Here is a 23,391-nt window from a genome sequence, read left to right as displayed (position 1 = left end):
CTTTTCATATGCCCATCTTCGATTTTCTTTCCGGCCAGTTCATCGACGTCATCCACTGGACCGACGACACCCGCGACACCATGGTCTGGCGCTTCGAGCGCGAGGGCCACGAGATCAAGTACGGCGCAAAGCTGACCGTGCGCGAGGGGCAGGCCGCCGTCTTTGTCCATGAGGGGCAGCTGGCCGACGTGTTCACCCCCGGTCTCTACATGCTCGAGACCAACAACATGCCGATCATGACCACCCTGCAACACTGGGATCACGGCTTTCGCTCGCCGTTCAAATCGGAAATCTACTTCGTCGCCACCAACCGGTTCACCAACCTCAAATGGGGCACCAAGAACCCGATCATGCTGCGCGATCCGGAATTCGGCCCCACCCGCATCCGCGCCTTCGGCACCTATACCGTGCGCGTGAGCGATCCCGCGAAGTTCCTCTCTGAGATCGTCGGCACCGACGGCGAATTCACCATGGACGAGATCAGCTACCAGATCCGCAACATCATCGTGCAGGCGTTTTCCCGCATCATCGCAGGCAGCGGCATCCCGGTCCTCGACATGGCTGCCAACACCCGCGATCTGGGCAAGCTGGTGGCCGGAGAGATCACCGCCGTGGTCGCCGAATACGGGCTGGAGATCCCAGAATTCTACATTGAAAACATATCCTTGCCGCCCGCAGTTGAAGAAGCTCTTGATAAACGCACCTCGATGGGGCTGGCGGGCGATCTGGGCCGCTTCACCCAGTATTCCACCGCCGAGGCGATGACATCAGCGGCCAAGAACCCGTCGGGCGGCGGCGGCATCGGCGCCGGTCTCGGCATGGGGATGGGCATGGCGATGGCGCAGCAGATGGCCGATCAGAGCCGCGGCCAGGGACCATGGGGCACGCGCCCCGAGGCCGCCGCCGCCGCCCCCCCGCCGCCACCGCCCGTCGAACATGTCTGGCACATCGCCGAAGACGGCCAGACCCACGGCCCCTATTCCAAGGCCCGTCTCGGGCGCATGGTGACCGAAGGCAGCCTCACCCGCGACAGCCATGTCTGGACCGCCGGTCAGGACGGCTGGAAACGCGCCGAGGACGTGACGGAACTGGCGCGGCTCTTCACCGTCATGCCGCCGCCCCCGCCGGGCGCGTAAACCCATGCGCCGCCGCGCCACCATCACGCTGCACTGGCTGAACCTTCTGCTCCTGCTCTTCGTGCTGGGCGATGGCGGCGCGACCCAATGGCTCTCACTGCTCTACGCGGCTTGCGCGCTCACCATGTGCGCGCTGGCGCTGGTCTTCGGGCTGATGAGCGGGCCGGGGCCGAAACTCGAAGGCGCGGTGCGCGCCCTGCACCCGTGGCTGCACCGGGCGATCTATGCACTGCTCGGCTGGGGAGCGCTGGCGCTTCTGGCAGAGACGCTCGCCACGCACCTTCCCGGCCCCACCGCACGCAAGCTGCTTCTTGCGCTGCTGGCGGTCACCGCGCTGCACGCGGTCTTCAACCTCTGGCGGCACACCGCCCTTGGCGACGGCGCGCTGCGCCGGATCACCCCGCGCCGCATTCACCACATTCTGTGATCGCGCTGCGGCCCCTCTGCCGGTCAGCGGCTCGCGGTCATGCGCCAGCGCGACACCGCTGCGGTCAGCGCCTGCGACGCTTCGGTGAAGTCCGCCTCAAGCATATCACTCGCGGCATCCGGTCGGCCCTGCTTGATCAGCTGCGCCGCGCGCGACGCCGCACGATGAAACGCGGCATGCCGCACAATCGTTTCACTCGCCTCCTGCTCCAATCGCACGTCGCTCGGCAGACTGTCCAGCCACCGCCCGAAGGCACAGCCGTGATGGTCGCCAGCCTGCGCCACAAGCGCCTCATCGGCCCCCTTTCGGATCGCAGCCCGGAGCCGGAATTTCCATGCACCATGCGCGCCGATGGCGTCGGTCAGATTGTCGTAGAGCGCGAGGTCAGTCATTGTGCATCCTTGTCTTGCGGGGTCATTCAGGTAAACGGTCACATGACCTGTGACTTTAGCAAGAAGGGGGGCAGGACATGTCGGTGACAGATCACCGCTTTCCCTGTGCAAGCTGCGGGTCGGATTACCGCTATGATCCCGGCGCGGGCCAGCTGATCTGCGACCATTGCGGCGACGTGGCCGAGATCGAGACCGGCGGACCTTGGCAGGGCGGCATCAAGGAACTCGATTTCCGCGCCGCGCTCCGCGACCAACTCCCCGCGCAGGAGATGGAAGAGACCCGCACCACCAAATGCACCAGCTGCGGCGCGCAGGTCGAACTGGGCACCGACACCCACGCCACCGAATGCCCGTTCTGCGCCTCGCCCGTGGTCACCGATACCGGCACGCACCGCCATATCAAGCCGCGCGCGCTCCTGCCCTTCGCGCTGGATGAGGCACAGGCGCGGAAGGCGATGACCGACTGGCTCGGGCGGCTCTGGTTCGCGCCGAACGGCCTGCAGGACTACGCCAGAAAAGGCCGCAAGATGGAAGGCATCTACGTCCCCTACTGGACCTTCGACGCCGACACCAAATCGCACTATCGCGGCGAGCGCGGCACCGTCTATTACGAGAGCCGCACCGTCATGCGCGACGGCAAGCGCCAGACCGTTCAGGTCGCAAAGGTCCGTTGGCGCGCCGTCTCGGGCCGGGTCGCGCGGTTCTTTGACGATGTGCTGGTGTTGGCCTCCACCTCGCTGCCCAAACGCTTCACCGACGCGCTGGAACCGTGGGATCTCTCGGCACTGGAGCCCTACACGCCGGAATATCTCGCCGGTTTCCGCGCCGAAGGCTACAGCGTCGATCTCGACGAGGGCTTCACACAGGCCCGCAACAAGATGGACGCCACCATCGCCCGGGATGTGCGCTTCGACATCGGCGGCGACCGGCAGCGCATCCACGACATCGACACCGCCGTGAGCGACGTGACCTTCAAGCATATCCTGCTCCCGGTCTGGCTCGCCGCCTATAAATACCGGGGCGAAACCTACCGTTTCGTGGTCAACGCCCGCACCGGCCGGGTGCAGGGCGAACGGCCGTGGTCGGCGTGGAAAATCGCCGTCGCGGTCATTCTGGGTGCGGCCCTTGCAGGCGGCATCGGCTATCTGGTCGCGCTGGAACAGGGCGGTTTCTGATGCGCTCCACCGTCGCGATCCAGATCACCACGGCGCATGCCGGTGGCGAGGTGGGCGATGTCATCACCGGCGGCGTCGCCCCGCCCCCCGGTGCCACCATGTGGGAGAAATCCCGCCACATCGCCCGCGATGACCGGCTGCGCCGCTTCGTGCTGAACGAGCCGCGCGGCGGCGTCTTTCGCCACGTCAACCTGCTGGTTCCGCCCACCGAGCCCCGCGCCGACATGGGCTTCATCATCATGGAGCCTTGCGACACCCCGCCGATGTCGGGCTCCAACACGATCTGCGTCGCGACCGTGCTGCTGGAAACCGGCATCCTTGCCATGCAAGAGCCCGAAACCCGGCTGACACTGGAGGCCCCCGGCGGTCTGGTGGCGGTGCGCGCGCGCTGCGAAGCAGGCCGTGTCACGGAAATCGCACTGGAAAACCTGCCCTCCTTCGTCGCCCGCCTCGACGCCACGCTCGACGTGGCCGGACTGGGGCACATCCCCGTCGATACCGGCTTTGGCGGCGACAGTTTCGTGGTGGTCGATCCCGCCACGCTCGATCTGGCGCTGACCCCCGAAAATGCCCGGCACCTAGCCGAGACCGGCACCCGCATCACCCGCGCCGCGACCGAGCAGCTGGGGTTCGACCATCCCACCAACCCCGACTGGCGGCATATCTCATTTTGCCTCTTCGCCACCCCGCCCGAGCGCGACGGCACCACGCTCCACGCCCGCCACGCCGTCGCCATCCGCCCCGGCAAGATCGACCGCTCGCCCACCGGTACCGGCCTTTCAGTGCGCATGGCGCTCCTGCATGCACGCGGGCAGATGACCCAAGACGACCGCTACAGCGCCACCTCGCTCATCGGCGCGCGCTTTGACGGGCGCATCCTCGGGACCACCACCTGTGGCCCCTTGGCGGCGATCCGCCCGGAAATCGCGGGCCGGGCATGGATCACCGGGCAATCAACCCTTATGCTGGACCCCGAAGACCCCTGGCCCGAGGGCTATCGTCTCTCCGACACATGGCCCGGCACAGAGGAGCCTGAATGACCAACGCCTACGACACGCTCCACACCATTCTCGATGCGCGCCGATCCTGCCGCGCCTTCCTGCCCGATCCGGTAGCGACAGACGTGACAGAACAAATCATACGGTCTGCAGGCCAAGCGCCCTCATGGTGCAACGCGCAGCCCTGGCAGGTGACGGTCACGCGCGGGGCCGAAACAGACCGCTTTCGCAGCGCCCTCCTTGATGCGGTCGGCAATGACACACCCGCCCCCGACCTGCCCTGGCCCGACAGCTATCCGGGCGCGCACGGCGCGCGCCGCCGCGAATGCGGGCTGCAACTCTACGAGGCCGTGGGCATCGCCCGCAACGACCGCGCGGGCCGGGCCGAGCAGAGCATGCAGAACTATCACCTCTTCGGCGCGCCGCATGTGGCCATCGTCCATTCCACAGCCGCCCTCGGGCCTTACGGCGCAATGGATACCGGCGGTTTCATCACCGCGTTCATGCTGGCGGCGACGGCGCTCGGTGTGGGCAGCATCGCGCAGGCCTCGGTCGCAGCCTACGCCCCGATGATCCGGCGGCATTTCGATCTGCCCGAGAGCCGGTTGATCCTCTGCGCCATCTCCTTCGGCCTGCCCGACCCGGCCCACCCCGCCAACACGTTCCGGACCACGCGGGCAGACCTCGACGAGGTGCTCGATCTGCGGGGGTAACGGGGGGCTGGAGCGGTCGTAGAATGACCGGCAGAAGGTGCTGCGCGGTCGCAGGGCCGGGGACTGGCGATGCAACAGCTGATGCCTGCGCTTTATCCCAGCCAAGTCAGCGGCCTTATGTATCAAACGCACCAACCGGATTCTGGGGTGGGCCAATAAAATGACTCCACTTGAGGCTAGGCTCTATGTCATGTTTCTCAAAAGGGAGTTTTTGTATGTCCAAAAAGAATATGTCCGAAAAGAACGAAACTGGGACTCAGCCCCAACAGCCGCATCAAATTATAGGCGACCCGGGCATTGTGCCGACGATATTTGTAGACGGCTTTCAAGGGATTTCTACGATCAACGAAGTTACGAAGATCAATTTGTTTCAAGTCGTTCAAGACCTTCGGTCTCCAGACGAGATGGCGCGAGTCGTTGTGGCGCGCTTGGCTATGTCGCCTGCGACCCTAGTTCAATTCCGAGATTGGCTGAACAAGCACGTGCAGACCGTCGAGTCAGACACAGAATAGGCCAACTCAAATGGCCCCCAATCAAAGCAATGACTCGGGCACGTCGCCAAACATCAAGCCATCTATTATCGCTGGTTCGCGAAGGCGTTTGTATGCCCAAGACGAGCATAGTGTTATGATTAACAGGGATAAATTCGAGGCACTTGAGGGTGTGTGGGCCGACCAGAACCTTTTAACGCATCTCAGTTTGGCGTTGATTGTTTTTGGTGTTTCACTTGGCGTTGAGATGGGGGTCGCCGCGTACAAAACAAAAGATGATGTTGCGCTGGCAACCCTAATTGTATGTATTGGGGCTATTGTTTTAGGCGCTATTCTTGGTTTTTTCGGTTGGCGGAAGAAGCGCAAATACAATAGTTTAAGAAGCAGTTTGTTTGACGATCAGCAACTAGTTTCCGATGAAACCACTTTGATTTCATCTGACGGGACAGAGATAAAAATAGATAACCTCAGTCGAGGCTGACGAGCCTCCGATCAATCACTGATAAGCATTGCAACATAAACGCTGCGCTAAACTTCCCCCTGGAGAGCTTGTTGGCAATGTTCACTTCTTTCTCGTTGATTCCAATAGCCGCCAGCTTTTCAACAAGTTGGGCGTAAGTCACCCCCTGACGTTTCAACTCTGCTTTGAGAAGGCTAGCGGCCTTCTTTTCCCATTCCGTTTGCTCTGGCATATATCACCTATGGTGTAAAAACTAACGTATTTAGTATATAACCTATTGCAAACAGTATGTCGCTATACTATATTCGATATGTAAATAACGGATATAGTAGAAAATGGCCCAACACTTCCTTCTCTCAGCAGCATCGCGCACCCTCAGCCTTCGCCAGATTTACAAGGCGGGCGAGGAAGCGGCTTACCAGACGTTTTGCGAAATGCGCTGGCCTGAGACGAATGGCGAGGCGGTTTGCCCGCGCTGCGGCCATGACGATACCTATTCGATCAGCACCCGCCGCAAGTTCAAGTGCAAGGCATGCGCGCACCAATTCAGCGTGACCAGCGGCACGATCTTTGCCAGCCGCAAGATGGACTTTGTGGACCTTCTGGCTGCGATCTGCATCATCGTGAATAGCGCCAAGGGCGTCTCCATGATCCAGCTTTCCCGCGATCTGGACTGCCAATACAAGACCGCTTTCGTGCTGGCACACAAGCTGCGCGAGGCAATGGCGCAAGAGGTCCAGACCGGCGAAGTGCTGGAAGGCCACGTCGAGATTGATGGCGCATACTTTGGCGGTCACATTCGCCCCGAGAACAAAAAGGCAGACCGCAAGGACCGCCGCTTGAAGGCTCACCAGACCGGCAAGCGCCGCGTTGTGATCGCCATGCGCGAGCGTGTTGGCCGCACCTTGCCCATCGTTGCCATGACTGAGGGTGAAGGCGTTGCGTTGGCAAACGAGAACATCTGCCGCATGGCAACCATGTCAGCCGACGAGGCCAGCCATTGGGACATGCTGCACATGGGCTGGAACGTTGACCGCGTGAACCACAGCGAGTGCTACAGCGACCACGGCAAGCACACCAACATGGCGGAAAGCTATTTCTCGCGTCTGCGCCGCATGGTCTCAGGCCAGCATCACCACGTCAGCCCGCAATACCTGCACCAGTATGCGAACCACGCCGCATGGCTTGAAGATAACCGCCGCTTTGACAACGGCGAACTGGCGCACCGCCTTGTTGCTAATTCGATGGGCGCGCCGGTCAGCCGGAACTGGAAAGGGTATTGGCAGCGGGCGGCTTGATGGACCTACAATTGATTGTGGATAACAGTTGACAAACGTCAACATCTGGACCCATCGCGCCGAATCAGATAAAAGAAAAGGCGACGGGTGGTCTAGACCCGTCGCCTTAAAGAGAAACCGCCGTTGGTGGGCGGTGATTTTTACGAATTCGTGGCGGTACTATCCACTTTTTCGCACAGATCGTCAACCCATCAACGGCTCAATATAGGAGCCTAACGATGGCAAACTTTATCGTTACTTACGACCTAAATGGCCCTGATCCGTCTCACCAAGAGATGGATCAGACAATGCGCGCTCTGGGAGCGTCTCGCATACTCGAAACCGTATGGTGGCTTGACTACAGCGGGTCGGCCTCTGGCCTTCGCGACCATCTTCTTGCCACTCTCCGCGCTGAGGATGGGTTATTGGTGTGCAGGTGTTCTGCTGCTGCATGGAATAGTCTCCTTGTAAAGGGTGAAGCATTCAAAAACGCCTTTGAGAAGGCGGCATAATGACTCAGGCTGGCCCTTTATTGGGCCAGCCACATTCGCCCTTCACGCTTCACCACCCCCTTGACCCGCAACTTGTTCAACGCAGAGGCTGTGCGCCAGTAGACCCGTTCATGCGGCACGTCAGGCCGCTTGGCTGCTATGTGCGCCACCAGTTCCTTGCGGGTCATAGGGCGGTTGCTAAGGGCTTCTAGGATTATGTGGGCCATGTGGCCCCTGCGCATTGCGTCACCAGCCCTTGGCCTGAACACTCGGGGCAATCTGACGCCGCGCATTTTTAGCAACGCCTCGACCTTATCGCGCCCCTTGTCATCGCCAAGGATCATCTGCTTTCGCAGCGCCAATAGCGCGTTGTCTATCGTTATGTCCTTCATACCCAACATTATGATTCACATGCGGAATCTATGCATGTAGAATGTTGGTGCGTTTGATACATAAGGCCGCAAGTCAGTCGTAATTCAACACGCAGCGCACCCTATCAAATCGCCAGGCCGCTGGACGGCGTCATGCCGGAGGCATGCCTCTGGCATGACGATCGCGCGGCACCTTCGGTGCGTTTCGCGCGGGAGGCGCGGCTGTCGGGTCTAGGCCCAAACACCCCCCCCGCTCGATCGCCACCGTGCGCGCCCCTGATGCGCCTTCACGTTGAACACGGCGCAAGCCTGCTCTAACACCTGAACCACGGCCTTGCCCCGTATCAAACCCAAAGGTTCCCCCATGCGCGCCCTTCTGCAACGTGTCTCCCACGCCTCCGTCACCGTCGACGGCGAGACAATCGGCCAATGCGGCCCGGGCCTGCTGATCCTCGTCTGCGCCATGCAGGGCGACACCGACGCCGAGGCAGACCGGCTGGCGGCAAAAATCGCCAAGCTGCGCATCTTCACAGACGACGCGGGCAAGATGAACCGCTCGATCCTTGACGCGGCTGGCTCTGCCCTCGTGATCAGCCAGTTCACCCTCGCCGCCGACACCTCGCGCGGCAACCGGCCCGGCTTCTCCACCGCCGCCGCCCCCGACGAGGGCCGCCGCCTTTACGAGTATTTCGCCGCCCGGATCGCGGCCCATGGCATCGCCATCGAAACCGGGCGCTTCGGGGCGGATATGAAAGTGTCGCTACTCAACGACGGCCCCGTCACCATCTGGATCGAAAGCTGAGCCGCGCGCAAGCCATTGCCCCCGCCGCCCTTGGGCGCTATCACCACCTCTGATCACCCCACACGCAACGGAGGGCCAGCGCGATGGCAGCCTATCAATACGTCTATCACATGCAGGGCGTCTCCAAGACCTACCCGGGCGGCAAGAAATGCTTTGAGAACATCCATCTCAGCTTTCTGCCCGGCGTGAAAATCGGCGTCGTCGGCGTGAACGGCTCGGGTAAATCCACCCTGATGAAGATCATGGCCGGGCTCGACACCGACTTCACCGGCGAGGCCTGGGCCGCAGAGGGCGCCAAGGTCGGTTACCTCCCGCAGGAGCCGCATCTCGACGAGAGCCTCACCGTGCGCGAGAACGTGATGCTGGGCGTCGCGGGCAAGAAGGCCAAGCTCGACCGTTTCAACGAGTTGGCAATGAACTACTCGGACGAGACCGCCGACGAGATGGCCCAGCTTCAGGACGAGATCGACAGCGACAACCTCTGGGATCTCGACGCCCAGATCGACGTCTCGATGGAGGCGCTGCGCTGCCCGCCCGACAATGCCGACGTCACCACCCTCTCGGGCGGCGAGAAACGCCGCGTCGCGCTCTGCAAGCTGCTGCTCGAAGCCCCCGACATGCTGCTCCTCGACGAGCCGACCAACCACCTCGACGCCGAAACCATCGCCTGGCTGCAACAGCACCTGATCGACTACAAGGGCACGATCCTGATCGTCACCCATGACCGCTATTTCCTCGACTCGATCACCGGCTGGATTCTGGAATTGGACCGCGGCCGCGGCATCCCCTACGAGGGCAACTACTCCGCCTGGCTGGAGCAAAAGGCCAAGCGGCTGGAGCGCGAGGCCAAGGAAGACAAGTCCAAGCAGAAGACGCTCGAACGCGAACTGGAATGGATGCGGCAGGGGGCCAAGGCGCGCCAGGCCAAGCAGAAGGCCCGGATCAACGCCTATAACGAACTGGCAGGCCAGTCCGAGCGCGAAAAGGTCGGCCGCGCCCAGATCATCATCCCCAATGGCCCGCGTCTGGGCAGTAAGGTGATCGAGGTCGAAGGGCTGAAAAAGGCCATGGGCGACAAGCTCCTGATCGAGGATCTCAGCTTTTCGCTGCCCCCCGGCGGCATCGTCGGCGTGATCGGCCCCAACGGCGCGGGCAAATCCACCCTCTTCAAGATGCTCACCGGGCAGGAAAACCCGGATGAGGGCAGCATCGACTACGGCGACACGGTGGAGCTGAGTTACGTCGACCAGTCCCGCGATGACCTGAAACCCGATGAGACGGTGTGGGAGGCGATTTCCGGCGGGGCCGAGATCATCCAGTTGGGCGACGCCCAGATCAACTCCCGCGCCTATTGCGGCGCGTTCAACTTCAAGGGCGGCGACCAGCAGAAAAAGGTCTCGCTGCTCTCGGGCGGCGAACGCAACCGCGTCCACATGGCGCGGCTCTTGAAAGAGGGCGGCAACGTGCTCCTGCTCGACGAGCCGACCAACGACCTCGACGTCGAAACCCTCCGCGCTCTGGAAGACGCCCTCGTCGATTTCGCCGGCTGCGCCGTGGTCATCTCCCACGACCGTTTCTTCCTCGACCGCATCTGCACCCATATGCTTGCCTTCGAGGGCGAGGCCCATGTCGAATGGTTCGAAGGCGCCTTCTCGGATTACGAGGAAGACAAGAAACGCCGTCTGGGGCCGGATGCCCTGGAGCCGAAGCGGGTGAAGTATAAGAAGTTTGCGAGGTAAAGGGGCGAACACAGCCTACAATTGAAAACTGACACAGCGCGCAGTAAGTTGCCTCTCAATTGAATTGGAGGCATGTGCGCTTTGAAATTTATTGACGTCCCTTTGACTGACCTTGTTGTCAATCCGAACAACGACCGCCATGGGCCGAAGGGCGATGAACAAAGTGCCATTGATTGGCTGTTTTCCGAACATCACGGCAAAATGTTATCCTTAGCCAAGGACATTGTGTTGCAAGGGTCTGTGTTTGATCCGCCATTGGTCAAGAAGAATAATGGAAAATTCACAGTTTACGATGGCAACCGCCGAGTGACATGCCTTAAGGCACTTTGCGGCTTGTGCAGCTTGCCTGACGAACTTCAAAGTCAATTTTCGAATTTGCAAAGGCGTTTCGACTGTTCCTCAAACATGACAATAAGCTGTCAGCTAGAGGCGGACCAACACACAATAGATCAAATCGTGAGCCGCCGACACAACGGCACAGACGGCGGTCGTGGTCAACTAGGCTGGGACACGAGAGCCAAGCAAAATCATGCAAAGCGCATCGGAGTAACGACTCAATATCCAATAGCAGAAGCAGTCGAAGAATTCTTGGCTGATCACGGTTATCCTTATGCACGTCAAATAAAGCGTTCAACGATTTATAGACTAATCAATGCAAAACGAAGGCAAAGGCAATTTGGTATCGAGTTAGAAGCCGATGGAAAGTTAAAGCTATTGCGTGATGAAGATGATATTTTGGCCGCCCTTTCCAAAGTTGCAGACGATATCTTGGAGAAAAACCTCACCCTAAAGAACGTTCTGAATTCCGAAGGTGTTGATAAATATATGGGTAACTTGGAACAAGCTGGACTGATTGAACCGGCTAATACAAACGAACAAGGAAATTCAGCAAAAGAGAAAGAGGGGAGAGACGGTCGGTCAATAAGGCCGAAAAGAAAACCTGAACGCGAAAATCTAATCCCCAAAAAACATTATGACTTTGAATGGCCGCATGGGTTACACAAAGTTGAAATGATTTGGCAAGAACTGCAATTCACTCTGCGATTTGACAGACACGCGATATCTATACCAATCCTATTCCGGACTTTAATCGAATTGCTTACAGATTACGCTGCCAGCAAGATTGATCAACCTTCAAAACAACAAGACAAGTTGTCATCACGCGTTAAGAAGGTTGCTTCTTACTTTTGCAGCGTTGAACTTATGACGATAAAAGAACGAGACGATCTTGAGCGCTTGCTTGGATATACAAAGTCGCCACGGGAGCTAGAAGTGTTAAACCGTTGCGTTCACAGCAAAACAACGCTTCCAGCCAAGGAAGATTTAGCTGCGCTTTGGACAGAATTCGAACAATATCTATTGCTCTGCATCGAAGTAAAGCGGCAATAAGCCGCGCGATCGCCGACGCGCGCCCACGCGGTGGCGATTTGGTGAGGCTGGGTGCACCGCTCAAAAGTCACACGGATGTGGCTGAGATAAAGTGCCCCGAACCCCCGTCAGATCGCCCCCGCGCGCGTCGGCCATCGCGCGGCGGGCCGGTCGCTCTCCTGTCTGCCCACCTGTCCGGCAACTTGGTTTTTAATATCCGTCATCCTCGGGCTTGACCCAAGGATCTCCCTGCCAACAGATCCTCGGGTCAAGCCCGAGGATGACGATCAGACAGCACCCGTAGGGTGGGTTTCCAACCCACCACCCCGCGTCACTCCTCCCCCGTCACCCGCTTCTCCAGATAGGCATCCAGCCGCACCTCGCCCGCGATCTTCATCTGCGCCCATGTCCGCAGCAGCCGGTTGATCCGCGCGTGGTAGCCCCGCCCCATCCCGCGATAGAACCGCGCCACCGACCGGTCGAGGTAGAGCGTCACCTTCTCGCGCGGCTCCTCGACCTCCAGATCGGCCTCCAGCGTGTGCCAGGCCTCGGGCACCGTCTCGGCCAGCGTGGCGGGCACCCAGTCCTCGCGGCTGAGATGGATGAGGTCGCGCATCAGCATGTCGCGGGCGCGGGCTTCGGTCTTGGTCATGCGGGCCATTGGGGGTCTCCGGTTTTGGCGAAAACTCACCCTGCCCGCAGCCACGTTAACGCCGCCCTGCCCGCGCGCACGGCCACCGACGCGATACCGACGCAATACCGACGTGATACAGTCCCCGCCTCAGGGCTCCGCGCTCACCTGCAACGGATCGACCCGCGCCTCGCCCGCGCGCATCCCCGGCACCGCCCGATCAAAGCGCAGATAGGCAATCGCCCGGCCCCCGGCCTGGGTGAAAAGCGTGCCCGCCGCCTTGCCCTCGGGCGTGGTGACGGGCGTGCCGATGGGCGCCTCGCCATGCACCGCCACCAGCGTAAGTCCTTTGCGCAGCTCGGTTTTATGCCGCATCCGGGCGGTCACTTCCTGCCCCACGTAACAGCCCTTGCGGAAATCCACCCCATTGATCCGGTCGAAGCCGGCCTCCAGAATGAACGTATCGGGGGTCAGCTCTACGCCCGTCTCGGGGATGCAATGCGCGACGCGAACAAGGTCGAAATCACTGCCATCGTCGCCCTCCTCCGCGCCATAGAGCCGCCAGCCCAAATCCGGGTGCCGCGGGTCGGTTAACGCCCCGTCCGGTGCGTCTCCGGTGCCTCTACGGACCCGCAGATCACTCTCGGAAATCGTCACATCGGCGCGCAATTTATACATGTTGAGCCGTTGCGCCAAACCGTCGGCAAGGCTCTCATCCACATCAAGCAGGATCGCATCGCCTTGTCGCAAAAGGAAAAAATCGGCGAGATACTTGCCCTGCGGGGTCAGCATCGCGGTGTAGACAAGGCCACGATCCAGCCCGCTCAGGTCATTGGTGATCAAGCCTTGCAGAAAATGCTCCGCATCCGTGCCGGTGATCTCGAAAATCTTTCGCGCCATGCCGTTCCCCTGCCGTTTGCGGTGTAATATAGGGCGTCATGCCTGACACGAAAGGGGTCCTCGCATGCGCGCCGCACTCTCGGTGATCATTCCCACGCTCGACGCGGGCCAGGGCCTGCCCGCCTGCCTCGGCGCATTGGTCGAAGGGCTGGAGGCCGGGGTCATCCGCGAGTTGATCGTAAGCGACGGCGGGTCCGGCGACGCGACCCTTCAACTCGCGGACGCGGCAGGCGCAATCATCGTCCAAGGCGCGCCGTCACGCGGCGGGCAACTGCGGCGCGGCGCACAGGTCGCGGGCGGCGACTGGCTCCTCTTCCTGCACGCCGACACGGTGCTGCCGCCCAACTGGCCCCAAGCCGTGCAGGCACAGATCGCCGAAGGCGGCCCGGCGGCGTTTCGACTCCGCTTCGACACATCCGGCCCGATGCCCACACTGGTCGCGAGCTGGGCCAACCTGCGCAGCCGTCTGTTCGGCCTGCCCTATGGCGATCAGGGCCTGCTGATCGCACGCGCCGATTACGAGGCGGCGGGCGGCTTTGAGGATATCCCGCTGATGGAAGACGTCGCGATGGCCCGCGCCCTCAGGGGTCGGATCAGGCTGTTGCCACTGGCGGTGACCACCTCGGCGGCGCGCTACCGGCGCGACGGCTGGCTGCGGCGCGGGACACGCAACGTGTTGACGCTGATCCGTTATCTCTGCGGAACGGACCCGACGCGGCTGGCAAAGGCCTATCGACGCTAGTGCGCTGCGGGATGGCCAGCGCCCACAAGCCGGAGCCGGATTGACGCCGCCCGGCAAGGGCGTAAGGTCTGCCCGACCCGCACAGGAGACCGACCCAGATGAGCCTTGCCAACGGCCGCCCCTATCTCGCTATTCCCGGCCCCTCCGTCATGCCCGAAGAGGTGCTGCGCGCGATGCACCGCGCGGCGCCCAATATCTATGAAGGTGACCTGATCGAGATGACGGCGGGCCTCATCCCCGACCTGCGCTACGTGGCGCGCAGTCAGGGGCATGTGGCGATCTATATCGCAAACGGGCACGGCGCATGGGAGGCCGCACTTGCCAATGTCATCGCCCCCGGAGAGCGCGTTCTTGTGCCCGCGACAGGCCGGTTCGGGCATGGCTGGGCCGAGGTCGCCGAGGGTCAGGGCATCGCCGTCGAGATGCTCGATTTCGGCAAACGCACGCCGGTTGACCTGAACCGTCTGGAAGCGGCGCTGCGGGCTGACAAAACGCATAAAATCAAAGGTATACTTGCCACCCATGTCGATACCTCCACCTCGGTGCGCAACGATATTGCGGGAATGCGCGCGGTGCTCGACGCAGTGGGCCATCCGGCGCTCCTGATGGCCGATTGCATCGCCTCGCTGGCCTGTGACCGGTTCGAGATGGACACCTGGGGCGTCGATGTGATGGTCGCGGGAAGCCAGAAGGGACTGATGGTGCCGCCGGGCCTCAGCTTTGTCTTCTTCTCTGACAAGGCAGCGGATGCCCGGCGCAGGATGGAACGGGTGAGCCGCTACTGGGATTGGACCAATCGGGCCGATCCGCAGATGTTCTACCAGTATTTCGGCGGCACCGCGCCCACCCATCACCTTTTCGGCCTGCGCGCCGCGCTCGACCTTATCAAGACTGAAGGTATCGAAGCGATCTGGACACGGCACGAGACGCTGGCCCGCGCGATCTGGGCCGCCTGTGAGACATGGGGACAGACCGGCCCGCTGGAGCTCAATATCGCCGATGCCGATCTGCGCAGCCGCGCCGTGACTGCGCTCCGGATCGGTGCGCCGCATGGATCGGCACTGAGGCAATGGGTGCAGGACAATGCCGGTGTGACGCTCGGCATCGGGCTGGGCATGGCAGAGCCCGGCGACCCGGCCTGGCACGGATTCTTCCGCATCGGTCATATGGGGCATGTGAACGCACATATGATCCTCGGCGCGCTTGGCGCGATCGAATCCGGCCTGATCGCGCTTGATATCCCGCATGGCCCGGGGGGCATGGCGGCGGCGGCGCGGGTGATCGCCGGGCGCTGAATGGCAAACGGGCCCCGAAACGGGGCCCGCGTCAACTTCTGTCGTGGCAGCGCCGATCAGGCGCGTTCGGCGTATTCCATGGTTTCGGTGTTGACGATGATATCCTCGTTCTGCCCCACGAAGGGCGGCACCATTACCTTGACCCCATTTTCGAGGATCGCGGGCTTGAAGCTGTTGGCCGCAGTCTGGCCTTTGACCACCGGCTCGGTCTCGGCGATCTTGCATGTGACTTTCTGCGGCAGGGTCGCGTTCAGCGCCTCGCTGTCGTGGAATTCCACGGTGATCGTCATGCCGTCCTGCAGGAAGGGGCGACGCTCGCCAAGGATCTCGGCAGGCAGTTCGATCTGCTCGTAGGTCTCGGTATCCATGAAGACGAGATTCTCGCCCTCCTGGTAGAGAAACTGCTGATCCTTCTGCTCCAGCCGCACACGCTCGACCTTGTCGGCGCTGCGAAAGCGTTCGTTCAACTTCGATCCGTTGCGCAGGTTGCGCATCTCGACCTGAGCAAAGGCACCACCCTTACCGGGCTTCACGTGATCGACCTTGACCGCGGCCCAGAGGCCACCGTTATGCTCCAGCACGTTGCCGGGGCGTATCTCGTTTCCGTTGATCTTGGGCATTGTGTTCAAACCATGACAAAAGGTTGATAAATCATCAGGGGCACCTATATCTCGCGTCATGCTGGGTGGCAAGACAACGAGATATCGTCTGGTGGACAGCGAAGCTATGCAAAAATTGCATAGATGTTATGCGTTTCTGCTCTATCCGAATCGTTCAAACTCCCTCATAACCACCCTCACGCCCAAAACGCAAGAGCAATAAGAACAGGACGAATGATGAAGGATTTCGTTGACGGCACGGCTTTCAATGCTGAACAGGGCAACCGTGCGCGCAAACTTTTTGCAGCCGTTGTACTGGCTGCGTTGGATGATGCCATTTCCGACGACAAGAAATATGGCAATGGCCCCGAGCAGATCGCTCGTTGGGCACGCTCCCGCGACGGCCGTGAGGTTCTCAGCTGTGCGGGTATCGATCCGAACGAGCGCGTTGTCTCTGGCCTGATGGACTTCGTGTCCAAGGGGGTTCGCACCTCCGTGGCGCTGTCGCGCGAGGAAAGCGAGCGGCGCAATGCCGCCGCACAGGCCGAAGCCGCCTGACCACCGATCGAACGACCGGTTTCAAGGGCCCTGCCGCACGCGGCGGGGCCTTTGCTTTATGGCATCCGGTCGGTATCACGACACGAGCGGACCACAGCAGGGGCAGGCCATGACACGCGCAATCATGATACAGGGCGCCGGGTCCAATGTCGGAAAATCCATGCTGGTGGCCGGCCTGGCGCGCGCGTTCACGCGGCGTGGACTGAATGTCGCCCCGTTCAAGGCGCAGAACATGTCCAACAACGCCGCAGTGACCGAGGATGGCGGCGAGATCGGTCGCGCGCAGGCCTTGCAGGCGCTCGCGGCGGGCCGCGCGCCACATACCGACATGAACCCGGTGCTTCTGAAGCCCGAGAGCGAGACCGGCGCGCAGGTGATCGTGCAGGGGCGGCGCGTGGGCACCCTCGGGGCGCGCGACTATACCGGTGAGAAGCCCCGCCTGCTGGCCCCGGTGATGGAGAGTTTCAAGCGCCTGAGCAGCACCGCCGATCTGGTTCTGGTCGAGGGCGCGGGCAGCCCGGCAGAAATCAACCTGCGTAAGGGCGACATCGCCAATATGGGCTTTGCCGAGGCGGCAGGGGTGCCGGTGATTCTGGTCGGCGATATCGACCGGGGTGGCGTGATCGCTCAGGTGGTCGGCACGCAGGCCGTGCTTGCCCCACAGGACGCCGCGCGCATCAGGGGCTTTGCCATCAACAAGTTTCGCGGCGATGTCAGCCTCTTCGATGAAGGGCTGCAAGAAATCGTCACCCGCACCGGCTGGCCCTCGCTCGGCGTGGTGCCGTGGTTCCACGATGCCTGGCGCCTGCCGCCCGAGGATGTTCTGGAATTGACCTCATCCCAAGGCGGCCCCTGCAAGATCGCGGTGCCACATCTTGGGCGGATCGCCAATTTCGACGACCTGACACCCCTGGCCAATGAACCGGACATCACCGTCGAGATCGTCGAACCCGGCACCGCCCTGCCCGGCGATGCCGACCTAGTGCTGATCGCGGGCAGCAAATCGACCATCGCCGATCTGGCGGCCTTCCGCGCCAACGGCTGGGATATCGACCTCGCCGCCCATATCCGGCGCAAGGGGCACGTGCTGGGGATCTGCGGCGGCTACCAGATGCTGGGCCGCAGCATCGCCGACCCGGACGGGATCGAAGGCGCGCCCAGCAGGGTCGACGGGCTGGGGCATCTGGACGTGCACACCGTGATGCAACCGCACAAGCGCCTCGCGCTCAGCGACGCACAGGACATTGCCACCGGCGCGCCCCTTTCGGGCTATGAAATCCACTTGGGCGAAACCACCGGGCCGGATTGCGCCCGCGCCTGGCTAAAGGTGGGCGAACGGCCCGAGGGCGCGATGTCCGATGACAGGCGCATCCGGGGCACCTATCTGCACGGGCTCTTCGGCAACGACGCCTTCCGCGCCGCCTATCTGGCCGGGCTCGGGGCGTCCTCGGCCCTGCTTTATGACAGCGCGGTCGAACGCACGCTGGATGCGCTCGCCGCGCATCTGGAAATGCATATGGATCTGGATTTGCTGCTGTCGCTGAGCGCAGACCTGCCCTAGTCGAAGTCCTGGCTCGTCAAGGCACGGTGGATTTCGCGGCGCACCAACTTGCGCACGTTGCGCGTGATCCGCTCGCCAAGGGTGCCCTGCAACTCCTGCCGGACGATCTCCGCCACCATGTCGCGCAGCGTGTCCTCGTCGATCACGGCATCATCGAGGGAAAAGGCGTTCTCCGACGTGCGATCCTCTTTCGGCTCGTCCGTATCCCATGCCTGCGCATAGGCATCAGAAGCCTGCTCGTCCGCAGGATCAAGATCCGGGTCCGATGACAGCTCGTCCGCATCCTGCCAGTCAAGCGCCGTTACCGCCCCGCCGGCGTAGTCATCCTCTGACAGGCCATCCGGCTCCCATTGATCGTCGCGACCGGCCACGGCCGTCTCGAACTCCGCCGCCTGTGCACCAAGAGGCGTTGTCTCGTCATCGCCCGGCGTGTCGCACGCGTCATCATGCGCTTTGAGCACGCTGGTTTCAGCGGCGCTTTCCGCCTCCTCCGAACCATCATCCTGCGTCACCGGACCCTGCGCGCCGGTCTCCTCGACCGCGGGGCCGTCGCCGGTGGAAGTATCATCGCCGTACTGAGGAGCCGCGTCTGCGACCGAGGCCGTGGTTTGTGGCCCCGCATCAGCCACAGGCGCGATTTCCTCGGCGGCCGCCTCGGCCCCGGTTGCCTCGGCCGCCGAATCGTCAATCCGCAAGGACGGGGTCAAAACAAGCTTGTCCGACTTGCTCTCACGAGGCGACGCATGGTCACCCTGTCCATCATTGCTGTTGGACACGAGACGGCGGATTGAGGACAACACATCCTCAATATCAACATTGGTCACGGGTTCGGACATGCTCTGCTACCATTCTTGCCTCGCCCGAGTTTACCCCCGGGTGCCATTTCACACAACCGATTCAGAAAGTTTTCACTTTTTCCCAAGAGCGCGCAGCACTTTGTCGAGCTTTTGACCCTGCGGGCTGATCGGAACCGGGGCTGTCTTGACCAGATCGTAATAAGCCGCCGGATCGTAGGTCTGCACCCCAAGGTTCAGATCCCCCGCCGTCAACTCTCCGATTGCCGCCAGCACCGAGTAGGCGGCGATCACCACGTCGGCATTGGCCGAGATCAGGTTCGCCTGCGCGTCAAGCAGGTCCTGCTCGGAATCGAGCACGTCCAGCGTGGTGCGTGCGCCCAGCTTGGCCTCTTCGCGAGTGCCCTCGAACGCGACCTGTGCGGCGCGCACCGCCTCGCGGCTCGCATCGCGGCTGGCCCGCGCGGCACGCAGATTGGCATAGGCATTGCCCACGTCCTGCTTGACCTGCAGCCCCACCAGATGCAGCTGCGATCTCTGTGCATCACGCTGCGCCATGGCCTGCCGGACCTGAGACGAGAGCCGCCCGCCCTGATAGATCGGACCAGTCAGCTCCAATCCGACACTGCCGCTGCGCGACCGGTCGGAATCCATGATGTCATCCGAGGTTCCCAGACGTGCGGTCAGGTTGAGCGTCGGCTTCATCGCGGCGTCTGCCGCACGCATGTTCAACTCCGCAGCCGCAACATTGCGCTGTGCTTCCAGGATATCAGGATGACGACGCACCGCGACAGCCTTGGCCGCGTTCACGTCACCCGACAGGCCGGGCAGATCTCCGGGTGCGCGCAACGCGCCCGGATCGCGGCCCACGGCCTCGCGGAATTCCTCGATTGCACGGGTCAGATCACCTTGCGCCGCCGCCAATCCGCTCTGCGCGAGCGCCACCGCTGATTCGGCCTGGGCCACATCGGTCCGCGTCACCTCGCCGACCTCGAACCGGTCCCGCGCCGCGCGCGATTCCTCGCGCAAAAGCCTCAGGTTGTTCTGCCGCAGCGCAACGAATTCCTGATTTCGGATCACGTTCATATAAGCCTGCACCGCAGTCAGCAGCACCAGCTGCTCGACGCTGATCAGCGTCTGCCGCGTGGCGAGAACGGTCTCTTTCGCGGCCTCGACCAACAGGTCGTTGCGCCCGAAATCATAGAGCAGAAGGCTACCGGTGATCCCCAGATTGGCGGTTGTTCCAGTGCTTGCGGTGTTACGGGTCCGGCCAGAGATACGAGCACTGCTGAAATCGCGTGTTATATCCGCCGTCCAGTTGATGATCGGCCGCAGCGCCGATAGCGCCTGCGCGACATCCTCATCCGCCGAGCGCAGCAGCGCGCGGTTCTGCTCCAGCAAACCACTGTTGAGATATGCACTTTTAAGCGTATCCGCCAAGGTTTCCGCGCGTGCCGCAACCGGCGCGGTCAGCATCCCCACCATCGCAACAGCGGCACAAAGACCTGCGGGGTTCCACCTGAACGTCATGTCTTCGCCCTTTCTGCGCGGCGCGCGGTTTCAGAGTGTAAAGGCCGCGTGCCGCTCAAAGCCCGGAAGCACGGGTGCCCCGGCATTGAACGCATAGCGCCAGTTGAGCCGGCCATCGATCTTGTAACCGATGCGCACCACGCCAAGCGCCCCCTCGAGGAACAGGCACGCCATGCGTCCTCCCTCCTTGAGCTGGTCCGTAATCGCCTCGGGCAAATGCTCCACCGCACCTTGCAGCAGTATAACGTCATAGGGGCCGTGATCCGGCGCACCTGTGGCCAGATCGCCCTGCTGCATGATGACATTGTCTGCACCATGCTCAAGCAGCGTGCGCTGCGCCTCCTCGACGAGGTTCGCGTCAGCCTCGACCCCGACAACCGCTTCGGCCATCCGTGCGATCACCGCCGACGAATAACCATGCGCAGCACCGATATCGAGCACAAGATCGTCGCCTTCAATGTCGAGCGCATCAAGCATCTTGGCCAATGTGCGCGGGTCGAGCATCACACGCCCCTCTCCCAGATCGAGATTCTCGCCAAGGTACGCGGCCTCGCGCAGACGATCCGGGACAAATGCCTCACGCGGGACCGACAGCATGGCGTCGATGATCGGAAACTTGGTTACATCGGAGGGGCGAACCTGCGTGTCCACCATCATGGTGCGACGGGCGGCATAGTCGGTCATGAGCTAAACTCTCGCGTTCGGAATCCTGTGGTTCGGTTCTGACACAGAACCCGGGCGGCGGCAATGTCTATGGCCCCGCCTCCCGGTCAAAACGCCGCTTTGACCACTTGCGCCGAGGCATCGGATCGGATAATCCGGCGCAACCACCTGGAGCGGCGAGTTGGCGGAGTGGTGACGCAGCGGATTGCAAATCCGTGTACACCGGTTCGATTCCGGTACTCGCCTCCATTTTAAATCAATCACTTAGCGCAAGAACACTTCTAACCGGTCGCCACCGTTTACAGGGCCGTTTACAATCTTGTTCACGATCCACCCTGTTTCGCCTGTGCCAACTTGCTCAATACCTTGTCAGTTTCAGCCGGTGATACCTGGGCATAGTGTTCGATGACATTCGCGGCATGGCGCAGCGACCATCCCATATGATTGGCTATCTCAGACAGGCTCAGCCCCGCGTTGAGCAGCCTGGTTGCCGCCGTTCCCCGGCAATCCTGCAGACGAAGGTCAGGGCTGAGCCCCGCCTTGTCTCGCCATTGCCTTACCCCTTCTGATGCCCTGTGTTCTGTGAGTTGGCCGCCACTCGCATTTGTCAGAATCAAAAGCCGATCTTTTGGAGTGGCGTCGATGACCTCTGCCAAGGCCGGTGTAATGGGAATATGCGCGATCCGTCCTCTTTTATTGGTCCGTACGCGCAGCCTGCGTCCGTGCGGTGTCTGTTCGACGGCAGTCCGCGTCAACTTTATCAGGTCACCCGGACGCAGCCCTGTCTCACATGCCACGCACAAAACGCGCCGAACCCATTCGGGTGCCCTCGAGTTGATCGCCTCACGGTCGGATGGCGTCCATACAACTTCGGACCGGTCTACGGTGTAAAGGCGAGGAAGCTTGTGACAGTGATGTTCTGAGAGATGCCCCTCTTCAACAGCCCAGTTAAGGACACGGGCCGCATGCGTGCCTGCCATATCGTGTTGCTTTGGAGAATGCTTCCATTCTGCACGCCACTTGTTCACCTCACCTCGTGAGGCACGCTCTTCAAAGATGATTGCGGGAGCATCATGGAAATATGCGGCAAACCGAAGGAGCCACTTTCGTTGGTCCGCCAGTGATCGCTTTGATTTAGCCCGTGCCGCGCTAGACAAAAACAGGTCCACCATTGTCGGTGTCATCAGGCTAACAGGCTTCGGGCGCGCCATGGCTTCGGCAAAAGCTAGGTGAAAATCTTGATCGTTCGGGACTGCGATGTCATCGACCCAGAACTTGGGGCCACCCCGCCATGCGTAGAAATGAAAACGGCTCCGACCGCTTGCCAACTTTCTTCTGACCCGATGAACTCCCTTAGGAAACGCCACGCTTCGCCTTCCACTTCGCAAGCGGAGTCACGTTCTCACGGCCTTCGATTTCGCCAATTGTAATTGAAACGCGGCCATCGGGCGAGGTCTCAATACAGATTGACTGGAAGCCCTCAGCCCTGAGCACCTTCGCAATACCGGCGACCTCTTCGGCTTTTGGCAACATGGGCCTGGGCATTAAACACCCTCCGTGACTTCATGGATCCATTTCAATACAGCGCCATTTATCGACGTAGTCACCTTCACATTGATTGCAGACTCCGGCTTTGAGACCGTCTTTTGTTTTAGTGAAAACGTCTTGGGGAAGCAGCTGAAACGCAGATATTGGGTTGTGAAGTCGGCATCATATTCGATTCCAGGCACGCCACCTTTTTCCAAAGATATCCACACACGGTTTGCTGGAAATTGTTCTGCCGCCAATTGACTAGCAAGCATGGATGTAACATCCAGGAAGTTAACTCCCTCAAGCTCGAACTCTTCACGGCCAAAAAGCTCCGGAAAGCGCGAGTTCTTATGTCCTGTATACTCGTAATCAGAAGCCGTCGTGACCTGAGGGATACACCGCTCCAGGCGCTGCACATCATCGGCCGCCAGCGTAAGGCTCTTTGCAGCTGCCCATGCACAAATCAATTGGACACCTTCTCGCAGAGAAATATCCGGACGATACCTGCCCCGGGCCAGCTGCCTCAGGCCATGCTTTGCCAATGCCCGGTCTACAGTTGCAATCTCTGTGCGCTCGACAGACATAACCCCAGCCAAGCTCGCATTGAATTCAGTCGGGGTCATATTGCGGTATCTTCCAGAAATAGGACATATCACGGCCTAGGGTAAATCATATTCAGCCCACGTCAATAGGGTGAATTCATTTTATTCTAAAGGTTACTTGATGAGATCTGTAACCGAAGCAAGAC

26 protein-coding genes and 1 tRNA gene are annotated in these 23,391 nt (G+C 61.2%); 16 read left to right on the top strand and 11 right to left on the bottom strand.

Annotated features, from left to right (window positions below):
• The first annotated feature begins 8 nt into the window (after positions 1-8).
• Both PVU19_RS06570 and PVU19_RS06565 read left to right on the top strand, forming a co-directional pair.
• On the top strand, positions 9-1,136 hold the full coding sequence (locus PVU19_RS06570; protein ID WP_274789902.1) for an SPFH domain-containing protein: 1,128 nt from the start codon (positions 9-11) through the stop codon (positions 1,134-1,136).
• 4 nt (positions 1,137-1,140) lie between these two features.
• The gene (locus PVU19_RS06565) at positions 1,141-1,563 is read left to right on the top strand and encodes a hypothetical protein (RefSeq protein ID WP_050664473.1); all 423 of its coding nucleotides are present in this window, start codon (positions 1,141-1,143) and stop codon (positions 1,561-1,563) included.
• A gap of 23 nt (positions 1,564-1,586) precedes the next feature.
• On the opposite strand, the gene PVU19_RS06560 is transcribed toward PVU19_RS06565, so the two are convergent.
• The gene (locus tag PVU19_RS06560) at positions 1,587-1,955 is read right to left on the bottom strand and encodes a CZB domain-containing protein (RefSeq protein WP_050664472.1); all 369 of its coding nucleotides are present in this window, start codon (positions 1,953-1,955) and stop codon (positions 1,587-1,589) included.
• Positions 1,956-2,032: 77 nt separating this feature from the next.
• Here PVU19_RS06560 and PVU19_RS06555 point away from each other — a divergent pair, with 77 nt between their 5' ends.
• The 5 genes from PVU19_RS06555 to PVU19_RS06535 all read left to right on the top strand — a co-directional run bounded on the left by PVU19_RS06555 (position 2,033) and on the right by PVU19_RS06535 (position 5,813).
• Positions 2,033-3,130 (top strand): TFIIB-type zinc finger domain-containing protein, encoded by a 1,098-nt coding sequence (locus PVU19_RS06555; protein ID WP_050664471.1) that lies wholly within the window; start codon positions 2,033-2,035, stop codon positions 3,128-3,130.
• The gene (locus PVU19_RS06550) at positions 3,130-4,170 is read left to right on the top strand and encodes a trans-3-hydroxy-L-proline dehydratase (RefSeq protein ID WP_050664470.1); all 1,041 of its coding nucleotides are present in this window, start codon (positions 3,130-3,132) and stop codon (positions 4,168-4,170) included. Before PVU19_RS06555 ends, PVU19_RS06550 begins: the two co-directional genes overlap by 1 nt.
• Entirely contained in the window at positions 4,167-4,841 is a 675-nt protein-coding gene (locus PVU19_RS06545) for a nitroreductase (protein ID WP_050664469.1), read from the top strand. Before PVU19_RS06550 ends, PVU19_RS06545 begins: the two co-directional genes overlap by 4 nt.
• A 215-nt stretch (positions 4,842-5,056) precedes the next feature.
• Positions 5,057-5,353: a hypothetical protein gene (locus tag PVU19_RS06540; protein ID WP_050664468.1), complete on the top strand. Its 297-nt coding sequence runs from the start codon at positions 5,057-5,059 to the stop codon at positions 5,351-5,353.
• Between the two features lie 10 nt (positions 5,354-5,363).
• Positions 5,364-5,813, top strand: coding sequence for a phage holin family protein (locus tag PVU19_RS06535; protein ID WP_152911735.1), 450 nt, complete (start codon positions 5,364-5,366; stop codon positions 5,811-5,813).
• Here PVU19_RS06535 and PVU19_RS06530 read toward each other — a convergent pair.
• Entirely contained in the window at positions 5,800-6,024 is a 225-nt protein-coding gene (locus tag PVU19_RS06530; protein WP_050664466.1) for a DUF6471 domain-containing protein, read from the bottom strand. The two genes, PVU19_RS06535 and PVU19_RS06530, sit on opposite strands and share 14 nt — an antisense overlap.
• Positions 6,025-6,127: 103 nt before the next feature.
• Here PVU19_RS06530 and PVU19_RS06525 point away from each other — a divergent pair, with 103 nt between their 5' ends.
• Positions 6,128-7,090 carry an IS1595 family transposase gene (locus PVU19_RS06525; protein ID WP_050664122.1) on the top strand — a complete coding sequence of 321 codons (963 nt, stop codon included), beginning with the start codon at positions 6,128-6,130 and terminating at the stop codon, positions 7,088-7,090.
• A gap of 508 nt (positions 7,091-7,598) precedes the next feature.
• On the opposite strand, the gene PVU19_RS06520 is transcribed toward PVU19_RS06525, so the two are convergent.
• A complete protein-coding gene (locus PVU19_RS06520; RefSeq protein ID WP_152911698.1) occupies positions 7,599-7,787 on the bottom strand; it encodes a hypothetical protein in 189 nt (62 codons plus the stop codon).
• A 508-nt stretch (positions 7,788-8,295) separates the two neighbouring features.
• Between PVU19_RS06520 and dtd the strand changes: the two genes are divergently transcribed.
• The 3 genes from dtd (at position 8,296) to PVU19_RS06505 (ending at position 11,861) form a co-directional block, all read left to right on the top strand.
• The gene (gene dtd, locus PVU19_RS06515) at positions 8,296-8,733 is read left to right on the top strand and encodes a D-aminoacyl-tRNA deacylase (protein WP_050664120.1); all 438 of its coding nucleotides are present in this window, start codon (positions 8,296-8,298) and stop codon (positions 8,731-8,733) included.
• Positions 8,734-8,816: 83 nt separating this feature from the next.
• A complete protein-coding gene (gene ettA, locus PVU19_RS06510; protein WP_050664119.1) occupies positions 8,817-10,472 on the top strand; it encodes an energy-dependent translational throttle protein EttA in 1,656 nt (551 codons plus the stop codon).
• A gap of 102 nt (positions 10,473-10,574) precedes the next feature.
• On the top strand, positions 10,575-11,861 hold the full coding sequence (locus tag PVU19_RS06505; RefSeq protein WP_152911697.1) for a hypothetical protein: 1,287 nt from the start codon (positions 10,575-10,577) through the stop codon (positions 11,859-11,861).
• A gap of 310 nt (positions 11,862-12,171) precedes the next feature.
• On the opposite strand, the gene PVU19_RS06500 is transcribed toward PVU19_RS06505, so the two are convergent.
• Positions 12,172-12,501: a BrnA antitoxin family protein gene (locus tag PVU19_RS06500; protein ID WP_050664118.1), complete on the bottom strand. Its 330-nt coding sequence runs from the start codon at positions 12,499-12,501 to the stop codon at positions 12,172-12,174.
• A gap of 120 nt (positions 12,502-12,621) precedes the next feature.
• The gene (gene ygfZ, locus PVU19_RS06495) at positions 12,622-13,371 is read right to left on the bottom strand and encodes a CAF17-like 4Fe-4S cluster assembly/insertion protein YgfZ (RefSeq protein WP_050664117.1); all 750 of its coding nucleotides are present in this window, start codon (positions 13,369-13,371) and stop codon (positions 12,622-12,624) included.
• A gap of 64 nt (positions 13,372-13,435) precedes the next feature.
• Between ygfZ and PVU19_RS06490 the strand changes: the two genes are divergently transcribed.
• Together PVU19_RS06490 and PVU19_RS06485 are read left to right on the top strand one after the other, a co-directional pair.
• Positions 13,436-14,113 carry a TIGR04283 family arsenosugar biosynthesis glycosyltransferase gene (locus tag PVU19_RS06490; RefSeq protein WP_050664116.1) on the top strand — a complete coding sequence of 226 codons (678 nt, stop codon included), beginning with the start codon at positions 13,436-13,438 and terminating at the stop codon, positions 14,111-14,113.
• 98 nt (positions 14,114-14,211) lie between these two features.
• On the top strand, positions 14,212-15,408 hold the full coding sequence (locus PVU19_RS06485; RefSeq protein WP_050664115.1) for a pyridoxal-phosphate-dependent aminotransferase family protein: 1,197 nt from the start codon (positions 14,212-14,214) through the stop codon (positions 15,406-15,408).
• 56 nt (positions 15,409-15,464) lie between these two features.
• Here PVU19_RS06485 and efp read toward each other — a convergent pair whose 3' ends face one another.
• Positions 15,465-16,028 (bottom strand): elongation factor P, encoded by a 564-nt coding sequence (gene efp, locus PVU19_RS06480; protein ID WP_050664114.1) that lies wholly within the window; start codon positions 16,026-16,028, stop codon positions 15,465-15,467.
• A 216-nt stretch (positions 16,029-16,244) separates the two neighbouring features.
• On the opposite strand from efp, the gene PVU19_RS06475 reads away from it, so the two are divergent.
• Positions 16,245-16,565: a DUF6280 family protein gene (locus PVU19_RS06475; RefSeq protein ID WP_037248548.1), complete on the top strand. Its 321-nt coding sequence runs from the start codon at positions 16,245-16,247 to the stop codon at positions 16,563-16,565.
• A gap of 109 nt (positions 16,566-16,674) precedes the next feature.
• Complete coding sequence (locus tag PVU19_RS06470; RefSeq protein ID WP_050664113.1) at positions 16,675-18,126, top strand: cobyric acid synthase; 1,452 nt, start codon at positions 16,675-16,677, stop codon at positions 18,124-18,126.
• Here PVU19_RS06470 and PVU19_RS06465 read toward each other — a convergent pair.
• The 3 genes from PVU19_RS06465 to PVU19_RS06455 form a co-directional block, all read right to left on the bottom strand.
• Positions 18,123-18,821: a hypothetical protein gene (locus PVU19_RS06465; protein ID WP_235575885.1), complete on the bottom strand. Its 699-nt coding sequence runs from the start codon at positions 18,819-18,821 to the stop codon at positions 18,123-18,125. The two genes, PVU19_RS06470 and PVU19_RS06465, sit on opposite strands and share 4 nt — an antisense overlap.
• Before the next feature lie 213 nt (positions 18,822-19,034).
• Entirely contained in the window at positions 19,035-20,450 is a 1,416-nt protein-coding gene (locus PVU19_RS06460) for a TolC family outer membrane protein (RefSeq protein ID WP_050664111.1), read from the bottom strand.
• A gap of 30 nt (positions 20,451-20,480) precedes the next feature.
• Positions 20,481-21,134 carry a protein-L-isoaspartate O-methyltransferase family protein gene (locus PVU19_RS06455; protein ID WP_050664110.1) on the bottom strand — a complete coding sequence of 218 codons (654 nt, stop codon included), beginning with the start codon at positions 21,132-21,134 and terminating at the stop codon, positions 20,481-20,483.
• 154 nt (positions 21,135-21,288) lie between these two features.
• On the opposite strand from PVU19_RS06455, the gene PVU19_RS06450 reads away from it, so the two are divergent.
• A tRNA-Cys gene (locus PVU19_RS06450) sits at positions 21,289-21,362 on the top strand.
• A 74-nt stretch (positions 21,363-21,436) separates the two neighbouring features.
• Here the strand turns inward: PVU19_RS06450 and PVU19_RS06445 are convergent.
• Together PVU19_RS06445 and PVU19_RS06440 are read right to left on the bottom strand one after the other, a co-directional pair.
• Complete coding sequence (locus PVU19_RS06445; RefSeq protein ID WP_235575884.1) at positions 21,437-22,324, bottom strand: tyrosine-type recombinase/integrase; 888 nt, start codon at positions 22,322-22,324, stop codon at positions 21,437-21,439.
• Between the two features lie 333 nt (positions 22,325-22,657).
• Positions 22,658-23,266, bottom strand: a complete 609-nt coding sequence (locus PVU19_RS06440) for a hypothetical protein (protein ID WP_050664108.1) — start codon at positions 23,264-23,266, stop codon at positions 22,658-22,660.
• Positions 23,267-23,391 lie beyond the last annotated feature (125 nt).

Origin of the sequence: Roseovarius tolerans, from assembly GCF_028885395.1 — a bacterium.
Lineage (GTDB): Bacteria > Pseudomonadota > Alphaproteobacteria > Rhodobacterales > Rhodobacteraceae > Roseovarius > Roseovarius tolerans.
Note: the sequence above shows the minus strand (reverse complement) of the source record. Positions and strands in the feature narration are given on the sequence as shown.

What these genes read in the sequence shown, in the direction of transcription:
- PVU19_RS06545 (WP_050664469.1), top strand. Translation starts at nt 4,167, where the DNA reads ATGACCAACGCCTACGACACGCTCCACACCATTCTCGATGCGCGCCGA.
- PVU19_RS06455 (WP_050664110.1), bottom strand. Translation starts at nt 21,134, where the DNA reads ATGACCGACTATGCCGCCCGTCGCACCATGATGGTGGACACGCAGGTT.
- PVU19_RS06440 (WP_050664108.1), bottom strand. Translation starts at nt 23,266, where the DNA reads ATGACCCCGACTGAATTCAATGCGAGCTTGGCTGGGGTTATGTCTGTC.
- PVU19_RS06535 (WP_152911735.1), top strand. Translation starts at nt 5,364, where the DNA reads ATGGCCCCCAATCAAAGCAATGACTCGGGCACGTCGCCAAACATCAAG.
- PVU19_RS06530 (WP_050664466.1), bottom strand. Translation starts at nt 6,024, where the DNA reads ATGCCAGAGCAAACGGAATGGGAAAAGAAGGCCGCTAGCCTTCTCAAA.
- PVU19_RS06475 (WP_037248548.1), top strand. Translation starts at nt 16,245, where the DNA reads ATGAAGGATTTCGTTGACGGCACGGCTTTCAATGCTGAACAGGGCAAC.
- PVU19_RS06555 (WP_050664471.1), top strand. Translation starts at nt 2,033, where the DNA reads ATGTCGGTGACAGATCACCGCTTTCCCTGTGCAAGCTGCGGGTCGGAT.
- PVU19_RS06500 (WP_050664118.1), bottom strand. Translation starts at nt 12,501, where the DNA reads ATGGCCCGCATGACCAAGACCGAAGCCCGCGCCCGCGACATGCTGATG.
- dtd (WP_050664120.1), top strand. Translation starts at nt 8,296, where the DNA reads ATGCGCGCCCTTCTGCAACGTGTCTCCCACGCCTCCGTCACCGTCGAC.
- PVU19_RS06485 (WP_050664115.1), top strand. Translation starts at nt 14,212, where the DNA reads ATGAGCCTTGCCAACGGCCGCCCCTATCTCGCTATTCCCGGCCCCTCC.
- PVU19_RS06550 (WP_050664470.1), top strand. Translation starts at nt 3,130, where the DNA reads ATGCGCTCCACCGTCGCGATCCAGATCACCACGGCGCATGCCGGTGGC.
- PVU19_RS06540 (WP_050664468.1), top strand. Translation starts at nt 5,057, where the DNA reads ATGTCCAAAAAGAATATGTCCGAAAAGAACGAAACTGGGACTCAGCCC.
- PVU19_RS06520 (WP_152911698.1), bottom strand. Translation starts at nt 7,787, where the DNA reads ATGGCCCACATAATCCTAGAAGCCCTTAGCAACCGCCCTATGACCCGC.
- PVU19_RS06570 (WP_274789902.1), top strand. Translation starts at nt 9, where the DNA reads ATGCCCATCTTCGATTTTCTTTCCGGCCAGTTCATCGACGTCATCCAC.
- PVU19_RS06470 (WP_050664113.1), top strand. Translation starts at nt 16,675, where the DNA reads ATGACACGCGCAATCATGATACAGGGCGCCGGGTCCAATGTCGGAAAA.
- PVU19_RS06460 (WP_050664111.1), bottom strand. Translation starts at nt 20,450, where the DNA reads ATGACGTTCAGGTGGAACCCCGCAGGTCTTTGTGCCGCTGTTGCGATG.
- PVU19_RS06490 (WP_050664116.1), top strand. Translation starts at nt 13,436, where the DNA reads ATGCGCGCCGCACTCTCGGTGATCATTCCCACGCTCGACGCGGGCCAG.
- PVU19_RS06525 (WP_050664122.1), top strand. Translation starts at nt 6,128, where the DNA reads ATGGCCCAACACTTCCTTCTCTCAGCAGCATCGCGCACCCTCAGCCTT.
- ettA (WP_050664119.1), top strand. Translation starts at nt 8,817, where the DNA reads ATGGCAGCCTATCAATACGTCTATCACATGCAGGGCGTCTCCAAGACC.
- PVU19_RS06565 (WP_050664473.1), top strand. Translation starts at nt 1,141, where the DNA reads ATGCGCCGCCGCGCCACCATCACGCTGCACTGGCTGAACCTTCTGCTC.
- ygfZ (WP_050664117.1), bottom strand. Translation starts at nt 13,371, where the DNA reads ATGGCGCGAAAGATTTTCGAGATCACCGGCACGGATGCGGAGCATTTT.
- PVU19_RS06445 (WP_235575884.1), bottom strand. Translation starts at nt 22,324, where the DNA reads ATGGCGCGCCCGAAGCCTGTTAGCCTGATGACACCGACAATGGTGGAC.
- PVU19_RS06560 (WP_050664472.1), bottom strand. Translation starts at nt 1,955, where the DNA reads ATGACTGACCTCGCGCTCTACGACAATCTGACCGACGCCATCGGCGCG.
- efp (WP_050664114.1), bottom strand. Translation starts at nt 16,028, where the DNA reads ATGCCCAAGATCAACGGAAACGAGATACGCCCCGGCAACGTGCTGGAG.